Source organism: Halorubrum wangae, assembly GCF_051194135.1.
Lineage (GTDB): Archaea > Halobacteriota > Halobacteria > Halobacteriales > Haloferacaceae > Halorubrum.
Genome location: NZ_JBLZNH010000001.1, coordinates 386,562 through 410,113 on the forward strand (window position 1 = coordinate 386,562; position 23,552 = coordinate 410,113).

Here is a 23,552-nt window from a genome sequence, read left to right on the forward strand (position 1 = left end):
TGACAGCGCGGAGGTGGGTCGCGTGAGCCTCGACACCGGCGTCGGCGACGGCTCCGCCGACGCCGACGTCCTCGCGGAGCTGTTTTACCCCGCCTTCGAACTGCTGTTCGATCCCGAGGGAGACTTCGTCGGGGACGTCGAGCGCAAACTCGCGGAGGCGCGGATGCCGGACCAAGTGGAGATGTACGTCTCGCGGGCGCTGGGGGTCGGACTGCTCGTCGGCGGGCTCCTCTGGGCGGTCGGTACGCTGCTCGGCTTCGGCGTGTTCTCGCTCGGACTGATCGATGCGAACACGCTCTCGCTCGGCATCCCGGCGCCCACGCCGGCGATCCAAGAGCTGTTGCGGTCGCTCGTGATTCCGACGGCGGTGTTGATTAGCGGCCTCGTCTTCGGATCGATCGGGTTCGCCGTCGGCTTCGGGGGTCTCGTCGCGATTCCCTACTCTCGGGCGTCGGAGCGGAAACGCGAAATCAACCTCCTGCTCGCGGACTCCGTCTCGTTCATGTACGCGCTCTCCGTCGGCGGGCTCAATCAGCTGGAGATTCTCCGCTCGATGGCGAAGGCAGAGGACACCTACGGCGAGGTCTCCCGCGAGTTCCAGAGCATCGTCAACGAGACGGAGTACTTCGGGACCGACTACCGGAACGCGATCCGCCAGCAGTCGATGGAGACGCCCTCCGATGAGCTCTCACAGTTCCTCGCCGATATGCTCTCCATCGTCAACTCCGGCGGCAACATGGAGAGCTTCCTGAAGGACAAAAAGGAGAAACACCTCCGCACGTCGAAACAGGAACGCGAGATGACTCTGGAGACGCTGGAGCTGTTCGGCGAGATGTACATGACGCTCTCGCTGTTCCCGCTCCTTCTCATCATCATCCTCGTCATCATGGGGATGATGGGCGAGGCAGACGACCGACTGCTGTACGCGACGGTGTACGCCCTGATCCCGCTGACGGGCGTCGGCTTCCTCGTGCTCGTCTCCACCGTCAAACAGGACGAGCCCGGCAACGGCTACCTCCATCCCAAGGACGGCAGCAAACGGCTCCAGCAGACGAGCGAGGAGGGACTGCTTCACTTCGGCCTAATCGAGGGGTTCGTGGGTCAGTTCGGCGTTTTCGACCGGATCCGCGACCGAGAGGGGACGTACAAAACGAAACAGATCGTCTCGGCGCCGCAGCTGTTCCTCCGTGACAACCCGCTGTACACGCTGGCGTTGACGGTTCCGGCCGCGGTCGCCATCGTCTCCATCGCGGCGCTCACCGGCAACGCGCCGATCACCTTCGACGGTTGGGTCGCCCGTCCGGTCTGGTCCGCGTTCGTTTGGGTCTACGTGCCGGCGTACCTCGTGATGACCCCGCTCGCCGTGTTCCACGAGTGGAACCAGCTGTCGAAGCGGGCGATCACGGGCAAGCTCTCCGAGAGCCTCCGGAAGCTCTCCTCGGCGAACGACACCGGGCAGACCCTCTTGGAGTCGGTCGAGACGGTTTCGGAGACGTCCACCGGCCAACTCGCCGAGGAGTTCGAGGTCATCCACGCGAAGGTGAACTACGGCATGAGCCTCCGCGACGCCCTGGTCGAGTTCAACAACAAGTACGCGGTCCCGCGACTCGCCCGAACGGTGAAGCTCATCTCTGAGGCGCAGGAGGCGTCCTCACAGATCACGGACGTGTTGACGACGGCGGCGCAGGCGTCTGAGAACCAGGACGACATCGAGCGCAACCGGATCTCGCAGACACGGATGCAGGTGGCGATCATCGTGATGACGTACATCACGCTGCTCGGCGTGATGGCGATTCTCCAGACCCAGTTCATCGAAGTGATGGGCGGACTCACGTCGCAGGCGGAGTCGGCCGGCGGAGGCGCGGGGGGCGGGTCGAGCTTCGGGGGCGGCGGCGTCGATCCGGACGTGCTCTCGATGCTGTTCTTCCACGCAGTGACGCTGCAGGCGGTGCTCTCCGGCTTCATCAGCGGGTACATTCGCAGCGCCGACATTATCTCCGGCGTCAAGTTCGCGGTGATCCTGATGACGCTCGCGCTGGGGGTGTGGATCTATGTGGGATGAGCGACGGTCGACCGTCGTCGGTCGGGGGGTCGCGGGCAACCGCGCGCAGACGCCGATCGATTTCGCCGTCGGGGCGAGCGTGTTCCTGTTGACGCTCGGGTTCGTGATCGCCTTCATCCCGACGGTGTTCGACCCGTTCGCCGGCGCCGAGACGGCTCTGCCTGCCGTGAGCGACCGCGTCGCCTCGGGACTCGTCGGCGACCTTCTCGCTACATCGCCGGTCGAGCCCGCGGTGTTGTCTCCCGCGTGTACGGCCGCGTACTTCGAGGGTGACGGAGGGAACGCCACGCTCGCCGGGGCGGCCGGCTGTCAAGCGGGGGTCGCGAACGACACGGCCGAGGAGTTCGGGGTCGACGGCGACGTGCTCGTCGTCGTCCACGCGATGGACGAGCCGGACCCGATCGGCAACGCCTCGACCGTCTCCATCGACACCCGATACGGCACGCGCCCCGTCGAACTGCGCCGTAGCACGACCGATACGATCCGCGTCGACCGCGGCGGTGTCAGCGTCTCCCAGCGGCTCGTCTCCATCGGCGGGGCGCAGTACCGACTCACGGTGTGGGTGTGGTGACCGTGCGACCGTTCGACGACCGCGGACAGGCGCACACGCTTGAGGCGTTCGCGGCGGCGATACTGATACTCGCCGGGCTCACCTTCGCGCTGCAAGCGACCGCGGTGACCCCGCTGTCGGCCAGTACGTCGAACCAGCACTTGGAGAACCAGCAGCGCGCGGTCGCGAACGACCTACTGGAGACGAGCACGGCCACCGGCGACCTCGAAGACGCCCTCCTCCACTGGGACCCGGAGAGAGAGACGTTCACCGACACTCGGAGTCCGAGCTACTTCACCGGCGGCGGACCGCCGAACCCGTTCGGCGCGGCGCTGAACGAGAGCTTCGGGGACCGACGGATCGCGTTCAACGTGTACGTCAGACACGGACCGGGCAACGAGGAGGAGACGACGCTGGTGAGCATGGGGGCGCCGAGCGACAACGCCGTGACGGCGTCGCGGACGGTCGTCGTGACAGACGACGCGAATCTAACCGCGCCGGGGTACCGGGACACGACGCTGGAGTCGCTCTCGGACGGGACCAGCGACGGCGAGTTCTACGCCGCGGACGCGTCCGCCGGCGCGGTGTACGACCGACTGGAGGTGCGCATCGTCGTATGGCAGCTGTGACGACCGACCCGCCCGACGGCGACGGGTCGCGTGGTGTCGGTCCCCGCGACGGGGGGGCGGCGAGCGACGGGCGGGGGTTCCGCGACGCCGACCGCGGTCAGATGCTGCTGGTCGCCGGGCTGATCGTGGCCGTCGCGCTCGTCGCACTCGTGGTGCTGTTGAACGCGAGCATCTACAGCGAGAACGTCGCGACCCGAGGGATCGAAGCCACCGACGGCGAGGCGATGGAGGTCCGGGCGACCGCGGTCGAGGGGACTGGCGCCCTGATCGACGGCACGAACCGGAATCGCCCTGCAGACCACGGCGCGGCGATCACTGCGGTCGAGGACGGTGTCGTCGACCTCGACGCGTACCTCGCCCGAGCGTACGCGGATCGGGGCGGGGTGACGCACCTCACCACGACGGCGGCGTCGATGGAGCGCGGCAGCTACGTGACGGGAAACCTCACCGCGAACGGCACCGGCGGATCGAACGCCTCGCTCGCCGCCGGTGTCGACCGGACGCGAGGGTTCGTCGTCGGCGTGGAGCCGACCTCGCTCGCCTCGACGGACGAGTCCGGAGCGGTCGCGAACGCGTTTCGAATCGAATTCGCCGACTCCACGGCCGCGACGCGGGAGGTGTACGTGTACGAGAACGCCGATAGCAACGTCACCGTCGCCGTCGGCGAGAACGGAAGCGCTCCGACCGTCGTCTGTTCGACACCGTCCAGTGGTCCCGTCGACGTCGATCTGACCGGAAGCACCCTCGGTGACGAGGGCTGTCCGGGGCTCTGGACGGAGAGCGCGGGGGAGTTGGACGGGTCGTACGACGTGCGTATCGAGCGGACTGACGCGGCGGCCGGTGACGTTCAGTTGACCGCGCTCCCCGAGTCGGGCGACGCCGTCAGTTCGGACCACACCGCGAGTCCGGCGGTGTACGAAGCCGTGATCGATCTCAGCTATCGGACCGCGGAGCTTCGGTTTGAAACCACCGTCCGGGTCGCGCCGGGTGAGCCCGATGCGTGAGCCCTCGGGCGCGGAGGGCGGCAGTCTCCGCGCAGACGACCGCGCCGTGAGCGTCACCGTCGGGTACGTGCTGACGCTCGCCATCGGCGCCGTGCTGCTCTCCGGGATCGTCATCGGGATCGGCGGCGTCGTCGACTCGCAGACGGAACGGGTCGTCAGGGGCGACCTCGCCGTGGTGGGCCAGACCGCCGTGGCAAACCTCGAGAGTGCGGATCGACTCGCTCGCGCGGCGGAGGTCGACCGGCCGGCCACCGCCGACGCCCCGAATGTCTCGATCGATGTCGACCTACCGACCCGGCTCGCGGGCCGGCCGTATCGAATCGCAATCGACGGCGACACCGTGACACTTCGGACCGACGACCCGGACGCATCCGCCGAAATATCACACATCGCGGCCCTCCCGGTCGCGGAGGCGAACGTGCGGGGCGGCCCGATCCGAATCCGGTACGACGGCGACGCCGGGCGGCTGGAGGTGATGGCGCGATGAGCGACAGGCGAACGCGGACGGTCTCCCTGGGGGGCATCTCCTCGCTCGCTGGCGACGATCGCGGTGTGAGCAACGTCGTCGGCTACATCCTCGTGTTCTCGCTGATAACGATCACGATCGGAACGGTGTTCGCGGTCGGTATCACGGGCGTGGAAGACCGGCGTGAGGCCGAACGGGTCGCCAACGTCGAGCGCGCGTTCGACGTGCTCGACGACAACCTGCGAGACATCCAGCGGTACGGCGACCCGAACCGCGCGACGGAGATCCGGTTGGCCGGCGGCACCCTCTCGGTCGCCGAGGAGACGCGGATAACGCTCGCGAACACCAGCGACCCAGCAGACCTCGTGAATGGGACGCGCGCCGAGTGGCGGTCGAAGCGGATCGCCTACCAGGAGGACGACACGACGATCGCCTACGACGCCGGTGCCTTGGTCCGCGGCGACGGCGACGGCTCAGTCATGCTGTCGGAACCCCGCTTCGTCGGCGCCGGCGGCCGGACGACCCTTCCGATTGTTGCGCTGGTCCGCGGCGACGGCGACGACCGGGTCGCCGGCGACGGAACGGTCCAGATCACCGCTGTCGAGGACGAAAACCTGGACTCGGAGACCACGCGTTACGCTGCCGCGAGCGGCGAGACGCTGTACCTCTGGGTGGAAACGGACCAGCCCGATGCGTGGGCGCGATACTTCGAACGCGCCGACGGGTTCGCCGACGCGACCCCCGCCGGCGCCGACGGGGTCGCCGTGGCCGAGATCGAACACGACGACGCGGTGTACGTGCACGAGATCATTCGCGTCGTCGGGCTACAGCGCTGAGCGACGGTCAGTCGCGCTCCGCCTGTGACGTGACCGGCCGTCAAGCCGCGTTAGTCGTCCTCGACTGTCACCCGGTGTCTGGAGACGTGGAGGTGACTCACCACGGGGACGGAGTCACCGTCGAACGGTTTGAGCCCCCTGAGCGCCTCGTCGTAGTGGAGCATGAGATCCGCGTTGGTGAACTCGAAGCTCCCAGAGGTGAACGACCCTTTGAACGTCATCTGATTCTTTAGCTCCACGTCGCTCGTCGGGGCGTACATGACGCCGGCGAAGTCGATCCCGTCGGTCTGGTCGCCGTCGAAGTAGATGTCGTCGCCGCTCGAGTACAGCCACAGATTCTTGGTCACGTCGTTCTCGGCGACGAGACGCGCTTCGTTCCGCACGGCGACGTCGCCGGTGGTGTACAGTTCGAAGCGAGTGTCGTCCGCCGTCTCGATCACCGCGTTGTTTCGAATCCCGACCGTGCCGTCGACGAAGAGTTCGTTGCGGTTTGCCCCCTGTGCGCGCATGGTCGATTGGTCCTGCATGGCGAAGTTCCCCTCGACGAGGATCGCGATGTCGTCGGCGTCGCTGGCGTCGTTCTCACCGACGAACTCGACGCGACTTCCGTCCTCGGCGACACTGAGCCCACCGCCGACATGAACGGTCGCGCCGTTCTCGATTCGGAGCGTGCCGCCGTCCGTGACCGAGATGTCCCCGTCGACGTACGTGTCCTCGCTGATCCGGAGCGTGCTCCCGTTGGCAATTAGGATGGAACCGTTGACGTAGGTTTTCTGCTCTATCTTTGTGAGCGCCCCGTCGTCGTGTTCGAATCCGCTCCTGACGTTCCCGATCGACGCGAGGTTCTGATCGCGGATCTGATTCATCCGCTCGGTTATGGCCCCGGATATCGGGTCCGCGGGTTCGAGGGAGTCGTCGACCAGGCGCTCGCCGGTGACGTTCAGTTTGTCCTCCTGTCCCGGCGGGATGTCGTACGACTCCGCGACGAGGTCGCCGTGGATCGTGATGCTATTCGTGCCGCCGCCGCCCCCGGCCGTGAGACGGAACTCGCCCGTGGTCTGCACCACCGCGTCGCTGTCCGCGGCGTCGGTACCGGGGTAAGGGGTCTTTCCTTCCGAATCGTAGCTGTCGGCGTACAGGCTGTCGATTCCGCCCGTGTTGAGCTGAGATCTACCGACCGCCGAGACGCTCGCGCTGAGCGTCGGGTGGACCGTCTCCGTGCGGAGCGCGACTCGGACTTCCGTGGGTGAGACCTGCGTGACGTTCGCCCGCGTCCGGGTTTCGAAGAAGCGTCCCCACGCCTCCGCGTACTCGCTCTCGACCGTGATCGTGACGTTTCCGCCGAGTAGCGGGTTCGAGACGTTCTCGGAGGGGAACAGTCCCTCCGGGTGCTCCGAGCGCCCCGTGACGACGGCGGCGTCGCCGAGGCGTCCGTCGACGCCGTCGATAGTCACCAGCGGCAGCGTGAGCGTGTCGCCGCGGTAGTGGAACTCCGGTGGCGACACCATCCACGAGCCGTCGTCGTTCGCCCGCCAGACGCCGCCGCCTTGGTACGCGACCTGCTCGTCGCCCCGCTCGTAGATGATTGCTCCGAGCGTGACGTTCTTCGTCACCGTTTCGATCCCGCCCGTCTCGTTTTTCGCCTCCACCTCGATGCGCATCACTCCCGACTCGCCGTCGACGCGCACGTTGGCGTCTTGACTGGGATCGAGCCGGACGCGCTGGCTCGTCGACCCGCCGTGCGCGACGAGACTGGCTTTCGAGTCGACCTGCGTCATCGCCCCCTCGATCCGCTGGACGTCGGCCGACGACTGGACGTCGCCGAGAGCGGTCGATCCGAGCGCCACCGTTATCCCGACCGCCGTGATCGTGAGCCCCAGCAGGAGGACGACGCCGATCACCTCGCTCTGCGCGCGGTTGGGGCTATACATATCGATCGCTAGATCGGCTGCACTGATAAACGTCGACGTCCGAGTATCGCGACTGAGACCGGGTCCCCCGCGGTGAGCCGTGGATAGAGCGCACGAGCTAAGCCGTCGGACCCGTTCCGTACGCCTATGACCGAGGAGTTGTACCTCGCCGACGACACGGTGACCACGTTCGAGGCGACCGTCGAGCGCGCTCTCGACGACCGCGTGGTCCTCGACCGGACCCACTTCTATCCGACGGGCGGCGGCCAGCCTCACGACACGGGCACGCTCCGCCTCGCGGACGGGGATGACGAGGCCCGGTGGCGGGTGGTCGACGTCCGGAAGAAGGATACGATCTATCACACGCTCAGACCGGTCGACGGGGACGACACGAGCGACGAGGCGCTCTCGCCACCCACCGCCGGCACCGCCGTCGTCGGCGACGTCGACGCGGAGCGTCGGGGCGCCCACTCGAAGTACCACACCGCTCAGCACCTCCTGTCGGCGCTGCTGTTGCGCGAATTCGACGCGCAGACCACCGGAAATCAGCTGTACCACGACCACGCGCACCTCGACGCAGCTTACGACCGCTTCGACGACGCCGACCTCGATCGGATCGAGGCCGGGCTCAACGAACTCGTCGCCGACGAGCGCCCGGTGACGAGTTACGTGATGGACCGGGCCGAGGCGGAGGCGACCCTCGATCCGGAACGGACGCGCATCAACCTCCTCCCCGACTCGATCGAAGAGCTCCGGATCGTCGAGATCGGGGCGGCGGGCGCCGCCGAGGCGGGACCGGGGACCGACGCCGACCCCTACGACCGGACCGCTTGCGCCGGCACCCACGTCGGTAACACGGCCGAGATCGGTGATATCGTCGTCACCGGCCGGGAGACGAAGGGGAGCGACGAGGAGCGAGTCCGATTCGCGCTCGCCGCCCACCGAAACGGCGACGAGTGACAGTTTCGGGGACGCTCCCGCTCGGCCGCGATCCCGCCGTTTATATACGATCCGCGGTTCGATCCGCCATGAAGTTCTGCGACGAGTGCGGCTCGATGATGATGTCCGGCGAAGGCGAGGACCACTGGGTGTGTAGCGACGAGGACTGCGGCCACGAAATCGGCCGGGAGGACGGCGACGACGAGTGGACCACCGAGTCGCAAGTCGAGTCGGAGATCATCGACGTGAGCGACGCGGAGGACAAGGGGTTGCCGAAGACGACGGCTCACTGTCCGGACTGCGGTAACGACCGCGCCTATTGGTACATGCAGCAGATCCGCTCGGCCGACGAGTCCGAGACGCGCTTCTTCGTCTGTACCGAGTGCGAGCACAAGTGGCGCGAAGACGACCACTGACCCGCTCCCCGACGGATCCCCTCTCCTCTTTGCGGCTTTCTCGCGGTTCCGATCCCCCGGTGTGCGTACCCGTTTTTAATTACCTCCCCGGTGAACGGCGACCATGGACCCGCCCGTCGTTCCCGCCGACCGACTCGTCGGTTGGCGACGCGTCGCCGAGACCACGGAGCGCCCGTTCGACGCCGGCCCCATCTCGGTGACCGCGAGCACGGTCCGCTACGAACGGTCGGACGACCCGACGCCGCGACCCTTTTGCTTCGCGAGTCGCCTGTCCATCCGCCCGGAGACCGCGCCGAACGCCCCGCTCACGCGACTCGTCGAACGTCAGTCGAAGGTGGGATTCCGCGATCGACTCGCCGATCGCGGCATCGAGGCGGTCGAGCAGCGGGGCGACCGCGAGATAGCGGTCGACGACCCAACTGCCTCGCGGGCGAGGGTTTGGACGTTCCGAGGCGACTGTCGACCCGTCGCGACCGATCGGGGGCCCAGCGACGAGACCGCCGCCAGCGCGGTCCCGGTCGAGGCCCTGCTCGCGGTGTGGGCGACCGATCAGTACCTCCTCGCCGGCGGGGCGTACCCGCTGGACGCGGGTGCGTATCCGAACGGGCGGAACGCCGCCGACGCGCGGCGAGAACTCCTCGGGATCGTCCGCGGTGTCCGGCCGCCCGCGAAGGACGAAGACGGCGAGTAGAACGATGTGGGAGATGAGACTGACGCTACGGGAGCGAAGAACGCGACGGGCGCGACGGCTCAGCAGGCCACGGTGCCCGCGCCTGACTGGATCGGGGAGCCGTCGTCGTCGTACTCGGAGTCGGCGATGGCGCCGTCAAACATCGGGAGGTTGAGTTCGTAGACGTACAGCACGCTGAACGCCGCGAACGGGTCAACCCCGTCCGAGATCGCTTCGCGCGCGGTGAGCCGAACCCCCGCGGCGAGCGTCACGATCCGGTCGTCGCCGAGCGCTCCGGCCGCCTCGATGCCAAACTCGTTGCCCGCCACCGGGTCGGTCAACACGGAGAGGTGGACGACGATGTCGATCGTGGCCCCCGTCTCGCCGATCGAGATCGGGTAGCCGTCACCCGCGAAACACCGCGTCGGGGGCGTGGCTGCGTCCTCCTCCGTCTGCGCGACTGGGGTGTCGCCCGAGTTTGCCGCGCTCGCTCCGCCGACGGCCGCTCCGCTCGCGACGAGCGCCGAGACGAGGAGCAGCGCGGCCGCCAGCGCGGCGAGCCGTGGGATCGGGCGACCGGTCATTGGTTCGCGTTACGACGGGTGCACGTAAAATGCCGCGCTCTCGGCTATCCGATCTGATACCCGGGCGGGCGGCGTCACGACGAATGGAGGAGCCCCTCGACGAGCAGTTCGCCGGAGGCGACGTTGGTCGCCAGCGGGACGTCCTTCACGTCGCAGACGCGGAGCAGTGCGGAGATGTCGGGCTCGTGCGCCTGCGCGGTGAGCGGGTCTCTGAGGAACACGACGCCGTCGATCGCGTCGTCGGCGATCATCGCGCCGATCTGGAGGTCGCCGCCGTAGGGTCCCGACGCCTGTCGATTCACGGCGAGGCCGGTTTCCTCGGCGATGCGGGTCCCGGTCGTCCCCGTCGTCACGAGTTCGCACTCCTCGAGGACCGCCGCGTGCTTGGTGACAAACTCCACCATCTCGTCTTTCAGTTCGTCGTGGGCGATGAGTGCGAGACGCATAGGCGGACGTCACCCCGTCGCCTGTTAAATACACCCGTCGACACAGCGCGCGTCGCAGGATCGAAAACGGCGTCTCCCAGCGGAGCGGCCTACTTGAACCGGAACGTTTCCAGGTTCTTCGGCGCGAACGTCCGCATGTTGTAGTCGTGGTACAGCGCGGATGAGAGGTCCTGCACGGAGCGCTCGTCGCCGTGGACGCACAGCACCTTCTCGGGGCGCGGGTTCATCGTCTTCACGAAGTTCTCCAACCCCTGTCGGTCGGCGTGTCCGGAGAAACCGTCGACGACCTCGGTCCCCATCTCCAGCGTGAGCGTGTCGCCGCGGCTCCCGCCGCCCCAGCCGTCGACCGGGATCTCGTCCCAGCCGTTCTGAATTCGGCGGCCGAGCGTCCCCTGCGCCTGGTAGCCGACGAAAACGAGTTTCGAGTCCGGGTCGGGTCCGATATGGCGGAGCCACGACATGATCGGCCCGCCCTCGATCATCCCGGAGGTGGAGATGACGATACACTGGTCGCCGTCGGCGACCTCCTGCCGCTCGTCCTCGCCTGCGTCGATGTGGTTGAACTGTTCCGCGAGGAACGGGTTCTCGTCGTCGTGGAAGATCCGGTCGCGGAGGTTGTCGCGGAGGTACTCTGGGTACGTCGTGTGGATCGCGGTCGCCTCCCAGATCATCCCGTCGAGGTGGACGGGCATCGTCGGGATGTCGCCCTCGCGCATCGCCTCCTCCAAGACGAGCATGATCTCCTGCGATCGCCCCACGGCGAACGCGGGGATGACGACCTTCCCGCCCTGCTCGTACGTCTCGTTGATGACTTCTTTGAGCGCCTCCTCCGAGTCGGCCTGGTCGGTCTGATAGTCGTCGCGGCCGCCGTAGGTGGACTCCAGGACGAGCGTCTCGACCCGCGGGAAGTCGTTGACAGCGCCGTTGAACAGGCGGGTGTCCTCGTAGTGGATGTCGCCCGAGAACGCGACGTTGTAGAGCCCGTCGCCGATGTGGAAGTGCGTGACCGCGCTTCCGAGGATGTGGCCCGCGTTGTGGAACGTGAGTTTCACGTCGGGCGCCACGTCGGTGACATCGCCGTACTCCAGCGGGATGGTGTGTTTGATCGCCTCTCGGACCTGCGCCGACTCGTACGGCGGCGTCCGCCCCTCTTTGGCGGCGACGTCGAGGTAGTCCAGCGTGAGCAGCCCCATCAGGTCGCGGGTCGGCTCAGTCGTGTAGATCGGGCCGTCGTATCCGTACTTGAACAAGAGCGGCAGCAACGCCGAGTGGTCGAGGTGGGCGTGCGTCAAGATGACGGCGTCGAGCGTCGCCGCGCCGGCGCCGAGCGCCTCCGGGACTTGGAGGTACGGCACCTCGCCCTCCGCGCCGGGCTTGTCGCCGCAGTCGATGAGAATGCGCGTTTCGGGCGTCGAGAGGATGAAGGCGGCTCGGCCGACTTCGCGACAGCAGCCGAGCGTCGTGATCCGTACCCACTCGTCGTCGGACATCTTCTCGCGGTGGATCTGCCGGCCGACCCGTTCGAGAATGTCGCGACGCTCCTCGCGTTCGTTTTTCAGGAACCCGCGCACGTTCGAGACGGTGGACGATTCAATCGGCGGCGTCCGAACGACCTCGGGGGTCCAGCCGACCTCTTGGGTGATCTCCCGGAGTGTGGAGCCACGACGGCCGATCACCATACCCGGCTTCTCCGCCTCGATGACGACTTCGCCGGTGTCCTCGTGGAAGTCGAGGTCGGTCACGCCGGCCTCCTCGGGAATGACCGCCCGAACCTCTTCTTCGGCGCGTCCCGGGGGAGAGAGGGCACTGGGGTCGGGTCGGACCGTGATTCGTTTCCGGAGCTTGGAGGCGAGCCGGCGGATCAGGTCGCCGTCGCCGGCGAACCGTTTCGGGTCACGCGTGTACACGACCAGTTCCGGGCCCTCGTACTTGACGTCGGTGACCGTGATGTCGTTCGGAATCTCCTGTTCGATCTCTGATTTCAGGTTATCGAGCTGCTTATCGACTTGACTCATATCTTACCGCGGGTAGTTGGGGTCGCCGCCGCCGTCGAGTCGCGCTGCGGGCCGACGCGCGGCCCGGCGCCGAACGGTCGACCGTGACGGGGTAGGCATAGTGGTAGTACTGTCCGTAGGTGGTTCCATGCGGGAACAGCCAGCGAAAACCCGCTTGGAGTGACGTAATCCCCGGTTGTTATAAAACCCTTCGCAAAGGGCAAACCCCTTTTCCGGCGATGGCGTTCGAGCCGGTATGCGCGTTACCCCCGAAACGGTCCGAGACGAGCGCGAGTGGGTGCACAATCGCGCCCCCGTCGTCGTTTCCCTGATAAACGAGACCCGCGATCGGCTCGGAACGCTCTTCGGGACCGACGTCGACGCCGTGAGCCGCGAGGCCTACCGCCGCGACGTCGACGCCGTCTTCGCCGACGGCGAGGTCGCGGTCAACGTCGCCGGGTACGTCGCGCTCCTCCGGGACCTCGACGTCGAGGGCGACTACCCCGGCTTCGTCGTCGACGAGGTCCTCGGTCGCGAACTCGCGGCGACAATCGCCGGCGGCCGGCCGCTCTCATTGCTCGCGGAGGCGACGTTTCACTTCGTGGACGTCCACGTGAGTGAGGACGCGACCGCACCGGCTGAGGAGACCGGAACCGCGGGCGCCGACGACCTCGACGCCGCGCTCGCCGCGGGGTTCCAGACGCGGCTGCCGGGCTGGGAGTGGCGAGAGACGGAGAGCCCGTTCGCGGTCGATTCGACGCGGGAGAAGTGAGGTTACGACGTGAACTTTCGGACGAACTCGTATCCTCGATCGAGCAGCGCGTCGGGGAGGAACCGCGCGAGTACGGCGACGCGGGCGGCGGTGCCCGGCTGAACTCGCGCCGGAGGACGAGTCGCGCTCGCGGCGTCGTAGATGGCGCCGGCGACGAGTTCGGGTTCGACCGCGCCCGGCCCGCCGCCGCCGACCAACTGTGCGTCTTCGAACATCTCGTAGAACCCCTCGTAGGCGCCGCTACGGTCGAGACCCTCCGCGTCCGCATCGTCGGCGTCCTCCGCGTCGTCCGCGTCCGGGTCGACGCCCGCCTCCGTCTGCGCGCGGTTCGAGAAGTTCGTTTTGACGGGGCCGGGCTCGACGACCACCACGTCGACGCCGAACTCGTCGACCTCGTTGCGGAGGGCGTCCGACATCGCTTCCACCGCGAACTTCGACCCGCAGTACACGCCCCCGCCGGGGAACGAGACGCGCCCAGCGACCGACGAGACGTTGACGATGGTACCGTCCCGCTCGCGCCGCATCGACGGCAACACCGCCTTGATGAGTCGGTGGGGCCCGTACACGTTCACGTCGAACTGTTTGTGGACATCGTCGGTCGACACGTCCTCCATCGGCCCGAACTGACCGTACCCTCCGTTGTTGATCAGGGCGTCGATCGCGCCCTCCTCGTCCAAGATCCGGTCGACGACGCGGTCGACGTCTGACTGGTCCGTCACGTCGAGCGTGGCGAGCTTGCAGCCCGCCTCGCCGAGCGTCTCGATGTCCGCGGGATTCCGGGCCGTCGCGTACACGGTCCACCCTTCGTCGTTGAACGCGTGCGCCGTGGCGCGGCCGATGCCCGAGGAACAGCCGGTGATGAGAACCGTCTTCTGCACGCGTCGTGGGTCGGCCCCCGTCATCATAACTCTCCCGACCCGAGCGCCGGTCCGGTCGCCGCGTCGCTCTCCTCTGCCTCGCCCGTTCGGGTCACAACTCCTCGGTCCAGATCCCCATCGCTCGCGACCCGGGCGCGGTCTGCTCGAACCCCCACCGTTCGTAGAAGCCGTCGACGTCCGAGAGGAGGTCCACGTAAGCACCGTCCGGCGCGTTCGCACGGAGCCACGCGACGAGTGCGTCCATCATCGCCGTCCCGATCCCCCGCCCCTGATGCGGCGACGCGACGGCCGTATCCGTGAGGTGGAAGATCGACCCGCCGTCTCCGACGATCCGGGCCATTCCGACCGCCGTTCCGCCCTCGGTCTCGACCACGTGGACGCCGTAGGTAGTGTTCGGGAGCCCTCGCTCGACGGCCTCGCGCGACCGGTCGGTCATCCCGGCCTCGCGCCGGAGCCGACGGAACGCGTCGACCGACGGCGTGCTCTTCCGCAGTTCGTAGCCGGGCGGAAGCCCGGGGCCGGCGTCGTCGTCACTCATGTGTCTCCGTTCGCGCCCAGAAAAATGGCCGTTTCGGCCGACGTCGACTCGCCGTTACTCCTCGGTAGCGCCTTCGTCGCCGCCTGCGCCTTCGTCGCCGCCTGCGCCTTCGTCGCCGCCCGCGTCCTCAGCTTCGCTCTCCTCCTCTTCCTCCTCCTCGGTCGCGAGGAGGTCGCGCTCCTCGAGGATAGACTCCAGCTCTTCGGCCGAGAGCTCGGTGTAGCCGTCCTCTGCCGTGATCGTGGCCACGCCAACGCCGTTTGGCGCCAACTCGCCGTCGTTCGGCTGCGCGAGGGTGTCGAGCGCGAGCCCGACCGCCTCGTCGGTGGAGAGGCCGTCGTCGTACTCCTCTTCGAGGTAGTCGCGGAGGTCGTTTCGGTCGGAGCCGATCGAGAGGGCCTGCCACTCGTAGGGCGTCCCGGAGGGGTCGGTCTCGAACAGGCGCGGCTCGCCGTTCTCGATCCCGCCGACGATCAGCGCGACGCCGAAGGGTCGCGCGCCGCCGACCTGGGTGTACTGCTGGATGTGGTCGGTGATCGTCTTCGTCAGCGTCTCGATTCCCATCGCCTCGCCGTAGCGCAGGCGGTTGACCTGTGCCTGGCGGCGCGCAAAGTCGATAAGCTGGCGCGCGTCGGCGACGTGCCCCGCGCTCGCGACGCCGACGTGGTCGTCGGCCTTGTGGAGTTTCTCGATGCTCGCCGGCTCCATCAGGCGGGAGCGGGCGCGCTTGTCGGCCGCGAGGACGACGCTGTCCTCGCCGCGAACGCCGACGCTCGCCGTGCCGCGTTTTACGGCCTCCCGGGCGTATTCGACCTGGTAGAGCCTGCCGTCGGGAGAGAAGATGGTGATTCCTCGGTCGTACGCCTGCTGTTGGGATTGGCCCTGCATGATATCACTCGATGTCGAACGCCGCCGCGCCAACGTACCCCGACTCGACTCGCACATCGTACGCGTCTCCACGCACGACGGCGGGTCGCTCGGCGCCTTGAAACGCGACGTCTCGCTGTGTCGAAGAATCGCCCGCGCGACCCATATATCTTTCCTCACAGGCACGCACCGTCCCCGAGATACCACGCACGTGGATCCCGACCGGTCGGTCGTCGACCTCGCTTACGCAGGCGATCACAGCCCGCGCCTCGTCGACGTGACCGTGCCGTACCTTGACGACGGCTTCACCGACGCCGTCCTCGTGCCTGAAGTCGAGCAGCGTGAGGTCCGCGTCGGCGCTGCCGGCGTCGCCGATCAGGTTGCCGGCGGCGTACCAGAGTGCCCGCTGAAATGCGCGGCGACCGACGCTCGCGTCGGGCCACGTCTCGATACCGATCGCGACGTACCGCCAGCGCGGCCGGAGGTGTTTTGGGAGGTGTTTCACGCGCCAGTCACCCGGAGAGCGCGGTCCCGCGCTCCGCGACGATCACGGCCACCTGATCGTGGACGCGCTCGACCGCGGTCACCGCGAACCCCTCGGCGGTGAACGCCTCGACGAGGGTCCCGACGGTTGCGGGGTCGTCGACCTCGGGGCCGTAGAACGGCGCCTCCGGGTCCGGCGTCCCGAAGAACGCCACGTCGCCGAGAACGATCCGGCGGGCGCCGGTTGCGGCCATCTCGCGGATCGCCTCGCGCTTCTCGTCGTCGGAGAGGTGGTGGAGCGCGAAGTTCGAGGTGACGATGTCGACCCGCTGGTCCGCGTCGACCTCGGGCGACCGGAACTCGCCGTACGCGAACTCGACGTTCTCGATGCCCTGTTCCTCCGCCTTGCGTCGCCCCTCGTCCATCATGCCCTCACTGATGTCGCGGGCCAGCACGCGCTCGGCGTCGGGCGCGAGCGCGAGGGCGATGGCGCCCGTTCCGGCGCCCAGATCGAGGACCACGTCGTCGGCGTTCGGGGCGGCGTAGTCGATGACGAGGCTCGCGCAGGCGTGGTACTCGTCGCTCTTCGCGTCATCGTACTCGGCCGCCTTCTCGGAGAAGCGCGCGGCGTGTTCCTCAACCGTCTTCTTCATACCTTCCACGTCGCACCCCCGGCTCTATGAAGGCCTCGGAGCGGCGCTCCCGGTTGCGCGCAGCGATGTCGCCCCACGCGCGGAGCCCGTCGCGGACCCACTCGGGATCGAACCCGACGGCCTCGGCGGCGGCGACGAGTTCCCGCGGTGCGCGGAGGGCGAGGTGCGACCTCGCGTTCGCGCTGACGACGTGCGGGGCGTCGTAGTAGGTCACGATCTCCCTGAGCTTCCGGAGGGACGCGAGCGCCCTCACCCGCTTCCCGCCGCTGGCGCGGAGCAGCGGCCCGAGGTCGAACTCCACGTGGATTCCATTGTCGCGGGCCGCCTTCGCGAGGACGTGATTGAAGTCGCCCGACCCGGCCATGGGGCGCGCGAGCACGTCGACGCGCGGCTCCTCGACCGCGAAGCGGTTGAGGCCGTCATCCCCCCCGACGAGCGCGACAATCGTCCGGTCGGATCGGTAGTTTCCGACCGCACCAGAGGCGCTCGTGGCGTTGTCGGCGTCGATCTCCACCGCGTCGACGACGTCGATCCCGCACTCCTCGCGGAGCGCGGCTGCCTCCGGCGGCCGGTCGGCCGCGCTCGCTCCGCCATTTTCTCCGGCCGGAGCGAGCGCGTCCCGCGTGCGGACGACGATCCCGTCGTAGCCGTAGCGCGCCGCGGTGGCCGCGTGGCGGGCGACGGTCGTGTCGCCGTCGGGATGGGCGTGGACGGCCTCGTACATGGCCGTCCGTTTCGGCTCCGCCGGTATCGTCGTTGCGTTTTCCGGCGACGCGTCCGCCGCTGGTACGCGGTCGCGTCACCCGACCGCACGCTGGCGGTGCCCGAGGGTTTTTGCGTCGCTCGGGGAAACCGGAGCGCATGAGCGCCGACCTTGAGGAGAAGACGGACCGCTATGAGCGCATGCTCGCGGACGCGCTGGCGGTCGCGGAGCCCCGACCGCCGGCCGACACGCCCCTCGGCGAGGCCGCGGCCGACGTGATGGAGATGGCCGAGTCGTACCTCGACGACGGGCGGCACTTCCGTGAGCACGAGGATCCGGTCAACGCGCTTGCGTCGTACTCGTACGGGTACGGCTGGCTCGACGCCGGCGTCCGTCTGGGGCTGTTTGCCGTTCCCGAGGACACCGAACTGTTCACGACGTGAGGAGCCGGGCGTCTGTTCATTGAGCGCCAAGCGGTCCTCGCCGTCCGTGGATAGAGAGAGACACACCGAGCCAGCGTCTCACTCGCCTCGGTCGTCTCGCTCGCGTAGGGTCGCCAGCACCGACGCCGTCCCGTCCATGTACGCCTCGTTTAGGACGACGTCCGCAGCGTCTCGAGCCGTCGTGTCCGCGTTGGCGACCGCGTACGACTCGCCAGCGACGGCGAACGTCGACGCGTCGTTCTCGCTGTCGCCGACCGCGACGAACGCGTCGACGTCCAGCCCGAGTGCCTCGGCGACGTGTTCGAGTGCTCGACCCTTGCTCACGTCGGGCGACTTGACGTGATACGCGTAGCCGGTGTCGACCACCTCCACGCGCCCCTCGGCCTCCGCGGCCACCTCGCGGAGCAGCGCCTCGTCCGCGTCGCGCGACAGCGCCACCTCCGTCTCTCGCCAGCGGTTGACGGTGTCGCCGTCGCCCCATCCGATCTCCCCGCCCCGCGCCACGAACGCCTCGACGACGGCCCGCGGGGCGGTCGGGTCGCCGAGAACGGTCGTCTCCCCCTGGGCGTACGCGATCCCGCCGTTTTCGGCGACCACGAACTCGGGTCGGCCGAGGAAGTGCGCCAGTCCCACCGGGTAGGGGAACGCCTTGCCGGTCGCGAAGACGACCGGCGCGTCCCACTCCGGAAGCAGTTCGAAGACGCGCGCGTCGATCCGGCCGCTCGGCGTCGTCAGCGTCCCGTCGATGTCCAGCGCGAGGGGCGGAACCATACCGGCGGTGCGGGGGCCGGGCGCAACTGTCTTGCGTTCGTGAGAGGCGTCGAAAAGGGGCGTCGCGGGCGTCGCCGCCGCAGTTTGGTCAGTCGTGCGAGGTCAGCTCCGCCACGGCGGTCGGTCGAACAGCTCCTGGAACACGAGCGTCGGGAACCGCGGCACGAGCCGGCTCGGAGGTCGGCCCTTCCCGTCGCTCTGGCGGACCGTCACCCGGTCGAGCAGGCCCGCGTCCGCGAGCTCGTAGAGCACCCGGCGCACCGTAGACGCCGAGAGGTCGACGTCGGGCCGGGAGGCGATCGTTTCCGTCGCGGCGCTCACCGAGGACCGATCGTCCTCCGTGAGGCTGACTAACTCGTACAACAGCCGCTGTCGGCTGTCCGAGAGCGCGAGAACGCGACCGAGCGCGGCGCCGGGCTGCGGGACGGCGTCGATCCCGGCGTCGAGGTCGGCCGGACGGATCGTCGACGCCCCGGCGCGCTCCGCGCTGATCGCGGCGCCGCTGATCGCGGCGAGCGCGTCGTGCGCGTCGCCCTCGGCCCACTCGGTCACCTCGCGGATCTGGTCGTGGGTGACCGCGTCCCGGCCGAGTCCGGTCGAACACCGGCTCGTCAGTAGCTCGACGAGCACGTGTCGCCGGTACGGCTCGAACGCTACGGTCGCCTCCGGATCCCACGCCATTCCGTCGGGCGGCTCCCGGCCGAGGCACACGGGTGCAATGTGATCGCTGATGTCCGTGAGCCACGTCACGACCTCCGAGGCGTCCGGCGTCTCGGGCTCGTTGGTGTGGTCGACCGCGACCACGACCTCCGGTCCGGTGCGAACGCCGTCCCGTAGCTCGTCGACCAGTTCGTCGGTCCCGATTCCGTGTTCGGGGATAGGGTCGTCGCCGATCGTCGAGAGGACCGTGTGGTACAGCCGGAAGCGGGTCGAGCCGCGTCGTGCGTCGACGTAGACGAACCCGGGAAGCGTCGGCTCGACCGCCCGCGTCGCGGTTTGGATCGCCCCCCGCGGTCCGCTGTGGGCCGCGAGCCGTTCGATCAGGGCAGAGACGACGGCCGATTTCCCGCTCCCCTTCGGTCCGTGCACGTAGGTGCTCGGGGGGAGCGATCCGGAGAACGCCGGGCTGAACACGTCGAGCAGGCGCTCGAACGACGGTCCACGGCCGGTCGGCGAGTCGACGTGCGTGACGGGGGAGACCGCGTCGAGATCGACGAGAACGCCCGCGCCGGTGTCGTACCCCAGCCGACGCTCGATTCGGTCGTCGATGTTCACGGACGTCCCTCCGAGATACCGCGATAAAACTGGCACGAACGATGCAGTTCGGATTGACTCGCCCTCCAGCCGGCCGCTCCGACCAGACGGGTCGCTACCAGTGGTCCGGTTTGTACCGGTTTATCAACAGCGTCGACACGACGAACACCGCGGCGGCGACCGCGCCGACTATGGCCCCGGCGACGATCCGCGCGCCCACGGGGCCTTCGGCGGTCACCGCCACGACGAGCGTGACGACCGCTGCGACCACGAGCATGTTGCGACCGTCGCGTCTCTCGAGTTCCGGTGTTTGCAGATTCATACCAGGCTCTCTCGTCGGGCGGCGTTAAATCCACCCCGAACCGACCCGTCGCGCCCCGGTCCGTTTCGCCGAGGTCGGCGGTGTCCGGGTCCGCTCCGCTGTCGTCCACACTCTTAAACGGGCCGCCCACGTCCCGCGGAGTATGACCGAGCCAGAGTTCGACGAGTCGGTGATCAAAGCCGACAAACGGAGTAAGGCGGTCGCGCTGCTGGTCGCAATCGTCGCGTTCCTCCTCGTCCGCGAGCTCGTCGCTGATGTCCAGTTCGCCTCCATCGTCGCGGCGACGGCCGGGATCGGTACCAGGCTGTACATCCCGTACCACGCGAGTGTTCGGGTCCCGGAGTCGGACCGTACGTCGATCAGCGAACACCCGACGGCCGGCGCCTACCACCACGGTGCGGCCGGGATCGGATCGGTGCTCCTGTCGGTCGTCGCCGTCGCCGTGTTCGTGGTGACTCAAGGGCTGGTTACCTCGGTTGGTGTCGGGATCATCGCTGGTGTCGTTTCGTACGTGGTTCTTTCCGCGGCGCTTCCCTCAGCGTAAAAACGAGTGGCCGAGGCTCAGGTACCCGGCACCCAGATGGAGCCGAGAATCCCTAAGATCGCCAAGACGGCCAGGATCGAAGACGTGATGAAGATCGCTGCGGCCGGCGGGTCAACGTGCGTGTCCCCGTGCGCGTAGAAGACGCGCTGGAACGCCTCGCCGATTATCCCGCCGAGAAGCCCGAACCCGGCGCCGGCGATCAGTCCGACCGTCGGACCGAAGCCGGCGCCGGTGAACGCGGCCCACGCGGTCGCACCTGGGAGCGTCATGTGGTGGGTGACCGGGATTCGCTCGACGCCGAGGTTCAAGAACAGCAGCGTCGCCGCGCTGACACCGAACCCGAGGAACACGTTTCCGGTCTGGATCGCGGCGTACGAGGCCGCCACCCCGGCGGCGGCGCCGATCGCCGCGACGTGTCCCCACTTGTACATGTTCGGCAGCCACGGCTCGACCGCGAGGCGGTCCTCGCTGGACTTGCCGCCGTCGCCGGGCACTTCGCCCGGCTCGCGCATCTCCTCGCGTTCGAACGGCCCCATGTCGAAGTAGCCGCTCGCCTTGCTGCTGACGTTCCCGATCACGGAGTATCCGAACGCCGCCCGCGCGACCACCGCGCTGGCGACCACGGTGAACGCGATCGGGTCCGTCGGAATCGCCAGGTTCCGGAGCGTCTGTTCGAGCACGATGCCGAACACGCCGAACAGCGCACCGACGGCCAGGATGTCAGGCCGACTCCCCAGCGCGAAGCCGATGTCCTTCGCGTTGTGGTAGTCGAATCCGGACTCCATCGCTCCGTTCTTCGCCGCGTACGCCGCCGCCGCCGCACCGCCGGCGAAGGAGATGTGCGGCCCGAAGACGGGACCGAACCCGACGCCGACGCCCGCACCCGAGGCCGCGTCGCCGCCGAAGACGCCCGCGATGACGAGGAAACCGGTGAAAATGAACGCCGGGAGCGCACCGAGGGCAGCGCCGAACGCGCCGCCGGCCGCCGCGCCGAGCCAGATGGACGGATCGAGCAGGATGTCGAGCACCGCTCCGATAGATCCCGCGTTCCACCCGCCGGACTGCGCGAGCAGATCCGCCGCGACTAAACCGCTCATCTATTCCTCCTCCTGCGCCCAGTTAAGCGATCGTTCGACGGCGTCGTCCCAGCGGCTGTACAGCTTGTCGACCTCTTCCGACTCCTTCTCGGGGGAGAACTCGCGGTCGATCTGCCAGTTGTCGCGGAGTTCGTCGACGGTGTCCCAGTACCCGACGGCGAGGCCGGCGGCGTACGCCGAGCCAAGCGCGGTGGTCTCGTCGACCTCCGGACGGACGATTTCCGTCTGAATGATGTCGGACTGAAGCTGACAGAGGAAGTTGTTCTTGACCGCGCCGCCGTCGACGCGGAGGCTCGTCGTCTCGACGCCGGAGTCTGCCTCCATCGCCTCCGCGAGGTCGCGGGTCTGGTACGCGATGCTCTCGAGCGTCGCGCGAACGATGTGCTCCTTGCTCGTCCCGCGGGTCATCCCGACGATGGTCCCGCGTGCTCGGCCGTCCCAGTGCGGGGCGCCGAGGCCGGTGAACGCCGGGACCATGTAGACGCCGTCTGTCGATTCGACCGAGCTCGCCAGCTCCGCGGTCTGGGCCGCGTTGTTGATCAGGTCGATGTCCTCGAGGAACTCGATCGCCGCGCCGGCGATGAATATCGATCCTTCGAGCGCGTACTGGACGGGCTCGCCGGACATCTGGAAGCCGACCGTCGTGAGCAGGCCGTTGTCGGAGGCGACGGCCTCCTCGCCGGTGTTCATCAGATAGAACGCGCCGGTGCCGTAGGTGTTCTTCGCGTCGCCCTTGTCGAAGCAGGTCTGTCCGAACAGGGCGGCCTGCTGGTCGCCCAGCGCGCCGGCGACGGGGACCTCTTCGCCGAGGAACCCGTCCGCGTCGGTGTGTCCGTAGTACTCCTCGTCGGACGACGGACGGACCTCCGGGACCATCTCCTTCGGAACGTCGAACTCGTCGAGGAGGTCGTCGTCCCACTCCATCTCCCGGATGTTGTACAGCATCGTCCGGGAGGCGTTGGTGACGTCCGTGATGTGGTTCCCCGTCAGGTTGTAGATGAGCCACGCGTCGATGGTGCCCATAATCAGTTCGCCGTCGCGAGCGCGGTCGCGAAGGTCACCGCCGCGAGAGCTCTCCATCTTGAGCGGCTCCGCGTTGTCAAGGATCCACTCGGTCTTGGTCGCGGAGAAATACGCGTCGCACTCCAGTCCCGTCTTCTCGCGGATCTCCTCGACCTTCCCCGCCTCCTGGATCTCTTCGACACGGTCCGTCGTTCGCCGATCCTGCCACACGAGGGCGTTGTGGACCGGCTTCCCGGAGTCTTTGTCCCAGACGATCGTCGTCTCGCGCTGGTTGGTAATACCGAGCGCATCGAGTTGGCTCGCCTCGAGGTCGGCGTCCGCGAGACCGTCGAGAACGACCTGTTTGGTGTTCTCCCAGATCTCGATCGGGTCGTGCTCGACCCATCCCGGCTTCGGGTATATTTGTTCGTGCTGTTCGTATGCGTTCGTGACGACCTCGCCCTCATGGTCGAACACCATGAATCGGGTTCCGGTCGTCCCCTGGTCGATTGCACCGACGTACTGTGTCATGTTTTGGATCCCTCCTGTGGCGCTGGTCCGCACGCGACGACGACGCCGGTCTCATCTCGGGCCGTGCCCGCACGAGACGCGTCCCGGACGTACCGGGAGTCGGCATCGAACGGTGACGCGTCCCGAAAGGCCGCAAATCGGTCCGTGCGTCGGTCGCACGGGCGAACTCCGGGGGCGTCACCGCATCG

27 protein-coding genes are annotated in these 23,552 nt (G+C 68.0%); 12 read left to right on the top strand and 15 right to left on the bottom strand.

The genetic code is table 11. The features are described from left to right. The first annotated feature begins 22 nt into the window (after nucleotides 1–22). The 6 genes from ACNS84_RS01970 to ACNS84_RS01995 are packed head-to-tail and all read left to right on the top strand — an operon-like array spanning nucleotide 23 to nucleotide 5,547. Nucleotides 23–2,062, top strand: a complete 2,040-nt coding sequence (locus ACNS84_RS01970) for a type II secretion system F family protein (RefSeq protein ID WP_435073165.1) — start codon at nucleotides 23–25, stop codon at nucleotides 2,060–2,062. Further along, entirely contained in the window at nucleotides 2,052–2,633 is a 582-nt protein-coding gene (locus tag ACNS84_RS01975; RefSeq protein ID WP_435073166.1) for a DUF7287 family protein, read from the top strand. The genes ACNS84_RS01970 and ACNS84_RS01975 overlap by 11 nt, the downstream gene beginning before the upstream one ends. Beyond that, nucleotides 2,627–3,241, top strand: a complete 615-nt coding sequence (locus tag ACNS84_RS01980; protein ID WP_435073167.1) for a DUF7288 family protein — start codon at nucleotides 2,627–2,629, stop codon at nucleotides 3,239–3,241. The genes ACNS84_RS01975 and ACNS84_RS01980 overlap by 7 nt, the downstream gene beginning before the upstream one ends. Then, nucleotides 3,229–4,245: a DUF7261 family protein gene (locus ACNS84_RS01985; protein ID WP_435073168.1), complete on the top strand. Its 1,017-nt coding sequence runs from the start codon at nucleotides 3,229–3,231 to the stop codon at nucleotides 4,243–4,245. The genes ACNS84_RS01980 and ACNS84_RS01985 overlap by 13 nt, the downstream gene beginning before the upstream one ends. Then, nucleotides 4,238–4,732 (top strand): DUF7266 family protein, encoded by a 495-nt coding sequence (locus tag ACNS84_RS01990; protein WP_435073169.1) that lies wholly within the window; start codon nucleotides 4,238–4,240, stop codon nucleotides 4,730–4,732. The genes ACNS84_RS01985 and ACNS84_RS01990 overlap by 8 nt, the downstream gene beginning before the upstream one ends. Continuing rightward, complete coding sequence (locus ACNS84_RS01995; protein WP_435073170.1) at nucleotides 4,729–5,547, top strand: DUF7289 family protein; 819 nt, start codon at nucleotides 4,729–4,731, stop codon at nucleotides 5,545–5,547. The genes ACNS84_RS01990 and ACNS84_RS01995 overlap by 4 nt, the downstream gene beginning before the upstream one ends. A gap of 50 nt (nucleotides 5,548–5,597) precedes the next feature. Here the strand turns inward: ACNS84_RS01995 and ACNS84_RS02000 are convergent, their stop codons facing one another. After that, a complete protein-coding gene (locus tag ACNS84_RS02000) occupies nucleotides 5,598–7,478 on the bottom strand; it encodes a DUF7289 family protein (RefSeq protein WP_435073171.1) in 1,881 nt (626 codons plus the stop codon). A gap of 126 nt (nucleotides 7,479–7,604) precedes the next feature. Here ACNS84_RS02000 and ACNS84_RS02005 point away from each other — a divergent pair, with 126 nt between their 5' ends. From ACNS84_RS02005 to ACNS84_RS02015, 3 genes are all read left to right on the top strand, one after another. Continuing rightward, nucleotides 7,605–8,417, top strand: coding sequence for an alanyl-tRNA editing protein (locus tag ACNS84_RS02005; RefSeq protein WP_435073172.1), 813 nt, complete (start codon nucleotides 7,605–7,607; stop codon nucleotides 8,415–8,417). Nucleotides 8,418–8,485: 68 nt separating this feature from the next. Further along, a complete protein-coding gene (locus tag ACNS84_RS02010; RefSeq protein WP_435073173.1) occupies nucleotides 8,486–8,812 on the top strand; it encodes a transcription factor S in 327 nt (108 codons plus the stop codon). A 103-nt stretch (nucleotides 8,813–8,915) separates the two neighbouring features. Continuing rightward, nucleotides 8,916–9,503: a DUF6517 family protein gene (locus ACNS84_RS02015; RefSeq protein ID WP_435073174.1), complete on the top strand. Its 588-nt coding sequence runs from the start codon at nucleotides 8,916–8,918 to the stop codon at nucleotides 9,501–9,503. A gap of 59 nt (nucleotides 9,504–9,562) precedes the next feature. Here the strand turns inward: ACNS84_RS02015 and ACNS84_RS02020 are convergent, their stop codons facing one another. The 3 genes from ACNS84_RS02020 to ACNS84_RS02030 form a co-directional block, all read right to left on the bottom strand. Next, a complete protein-coding gene (locus ACNS84_RS02020) occupies nucleotides 9,563–10,066 on the bottom strand; it encodes a DUF7332 family protein (RefSeq protein WP_435073175.1) in 504 nt (167 codons plus the stop codon). A 74-nt stretch (nucleotides 10,067–10,140) separates the two neighbouring features. Next, complete coding sequence (locus tag ACNS84_RS02025) at nucleotides 10,141–10,512, bottom strand: methylglyoxal synthase (protein WP_435073176.1); 372 nt, start codon at nucleotides 10,510–10,512, stop codon at nucleotides 10,141–10,143. An 89-nt stretch (nucleotides 10,513–10,601) separates the two neighbouring features. After that, nucleotides 10,602–12,527, bottom strand: coding sequence for a beta-CASP ribonuclease aCPSF1 (locus ACNS84_RS02030; protein ID WP_435073177.1), 1,926 nt, complete (start codon nucleotides 12,525–12,527; stop codon nucleotides 10,602–10,604). Between the two features lie 235 nt (nucleotides 12,528–12,762). Here ACNS84_RS02030 and ACNS84_RS02035 point away from each other — a divergent pair, with 235 nt between their 5' ends. After that, nucleotides 12,763–13,278, top strand: coding sequence for a DUF7984 family protein (locus tag ACNS84_RS02035; RefSeq protein WP_435073178.1), 516 nt, complete (start codon nucleotides 12,763–12,765; stop codon nucleotides 13,276–13,278). A gap of 2 nt (nucleotides 13,279–13,280) precedes the next feature. Here the strand turns inward: ACNS84_RS02035 and ACNS84_RS02040 are convergent, their stop codons facing one another. The 6 genes from ACNS84_RS02040 to ACNS84_RS02065 form a co-directional block, all read right to left on the bottom strand. Beyond that, a complete protein-coding gene (locus ACNS84_RS02040; protein ID WP_435073179.1) occupies nucleotides 13,281–14,183 on the bottom strand; it encodes an SDR family oxidoreductase in 903 nt (300 codons plus the stop codon). A gap of 64 nt (nucleotides 14,184–14,247) precedes the next feature. Beyond that, nucleotides 14,248–14,694, bottom strand: a complete 447-nt coding sequence (locus tag ACNS84_RS02045; RefSeq protein ID WP_435073180.1) for a GNAT family N-acetyltransferase — start codon at nucleotides 14,692–14,694, stop codon at nucleotides 14,248–14,250. A 54-nt stretch (nucleotides 14,695–14,748) separates the two neighbouring features. After that, nucleotides 14,749–15,582 carry an archaeal proteasome endopeptidase complex subunit alpha gene (gene psmA, locus ACNS84_RS02050; RefSeq protein WP_435073181.1) on the bottom strand — a complete coding sequence of 278 codons (834 nt, stop codon included), beginning with the start codon at nucleotides 15,580–15,582 and terminating at the stop codon, nucleotides 14,749–14,751. A gap of 4 nt (nucleotides 15,583–15,586) precedes the next feature. Further along, complete coding sequence (locus ACNS84_RS02055; protein WP_435073182.1) at nucleotides 15,587–16,066, bottom strand: Rpp14/Pop5 family protein; 480 nt, start codon at nucleotides 16,064–16,066, stop codon at nucleotides 15,587–15,589. A 7-nt stretch (nucleotides 16,067–16,073) separates the two neighbouring features. Then, nucleotides 16,074–16,697, bottom strand: coding sequence for a class I SAM-dependent methyltransferase (locus tag ACNS84_RS02060; RefSeq protein ID WP_435073183.1), 624 nt, complete (start codon nucleotides 16,695–16,697; stop codon nucleotides 16,074–16,076). Further along, nucleotides 16,681–17,421, bottom strand: a complete 741-nt coding sequence (locus ACNS84_RS02065) for an RNase P subunit p30 family protein (RefSeq protein ID WP_435073184.1) — start codon at nucleotides 17,419–17,421, stop codon at nucleotides 16,681–16,683. The genes ACNS84_RS02060 and ACNS84_RS02065 overlap by 17 nt, the downstream gene beginning before the upstream one ends. Nucleotides 17,422–17,558: 137 nt before the next feature. Between ACNS84_RS02065 and ACNS84_RS02070 the strand changes: the two genes are divergently transcribed. Next, on the top strand, nucleotides 17,559–17,843 hold the full coding sequence (locus tag ACNS84_RS02070; protein ID WP_435073185.1) for a DUF357 domain-containing protein: 285 nt from the start codon (nucleotides 17,559–17,561) through the stop codon (nucleotides 17,841–17,843). A gap of 78 nt (nucleotides 17,844–17,921) precedes the next feature. Here ACNS84_RS02070 and ACNS84_RS02075 read toward each other — a convergent pair whose 3' ends face one another. The 3 genes from ACNS84_RS02075 to ACNS84_RS02085 all read right to left on the bottom strand — a co-directional run bounded on the left by ACNS84_RS02075 (nucleotide 17,922) and on the right by ACNS84_RS02085 (nucleotide 20,190). Beyond that, the gene (locus ACNS84_RS02075) at nucleotides 17,922–18,614 is read right to left on the bottom strand and encodes an HAD-IIB family hydrolase (RefSeq protein WP_435073186.1); all 693 of its coding nucleotides are present in this window, start codon (nucleotides 18,612–18,614) and stop codon (nucleotides 17,922–17,924) included. Nucleotides 18,615–18,716: 102 nt separating this feature from the next. Continuing rightward, nucleotides 18,717–19,889 carry a Cdc6/Cdc18 family protein gene (locus ACNS84_RS02080; RefSeq protein WP_435073187.1) on the bottom strand — a complete coding sequence of 391 codons (1,173 nt, stop codon included), beginning with the start codon at nucleotides 19,887–19,889 and terminating at the stop codon, nucleotides 18,717–18,719. A gap of 94 nt (nucleotides 19,890–19,983) precedes the next feature. Then, entirely contained in the window at nucleotides 19,984–20,190 is a 207-nt protein-coding gene (locus ACNS84_RS02085; RefSeq protein WP_435073188.1) for a hypothetical protein, read from the bottom strand. A 142-nt stretch (nucleotides 20,191–20,332) separates the two neighbouring features. On the opposite strand from ACNS84_RS02085, the gene ACNS84_RS02090 reads away from it, so the two are divergent. Next, nucleotides 20,333–20,734 carry a hypothetical protein gene (locus tag ACNS84_RS02090; protein WP_435073189.1) on the top strand — a complete coding sequence of 134 codons (402 nt, stop codon included), beginning with the start codon at nucleotides 20,333–20,335 and terminating at the stop codon, nucleotides 20,732–20,734. A 17-nt stretch (nucleotides 20,735–20,751) separates the two neighbouring features. On the opposite strand, the gene ACNS84_RS02095 is transcribed toward ACNS84_RS02090, so the two are convergent. Together ACNS84_RS02095 and glpK are read right to left on the bottom strand one after the other, a co-directional pair. Next, nucleotides 20,752–21,831: a DUF7973 family transport facilitator gene (locus ACNS84_RS02095; protein WP_435073190.1), complete on the bottom strand. Its 1,080-nt coding sequence runs from the start codon at nucleotides 21,829–21,831 to the stop codon at nucleotides 20,752–20,754. Continuing rightward, entirely contained in the window at nucleotides 21,832–23,364 is a 1,533-nt protein-coding gene (gene glpK / locus ACNS84_RS02100; protein WP_435073191.1) for a glycerol kinase GlpK, read from the bottom strand. Between the last annotated feature and the right edge of the window lie 188 nt (nucleotides 23,365–23,552).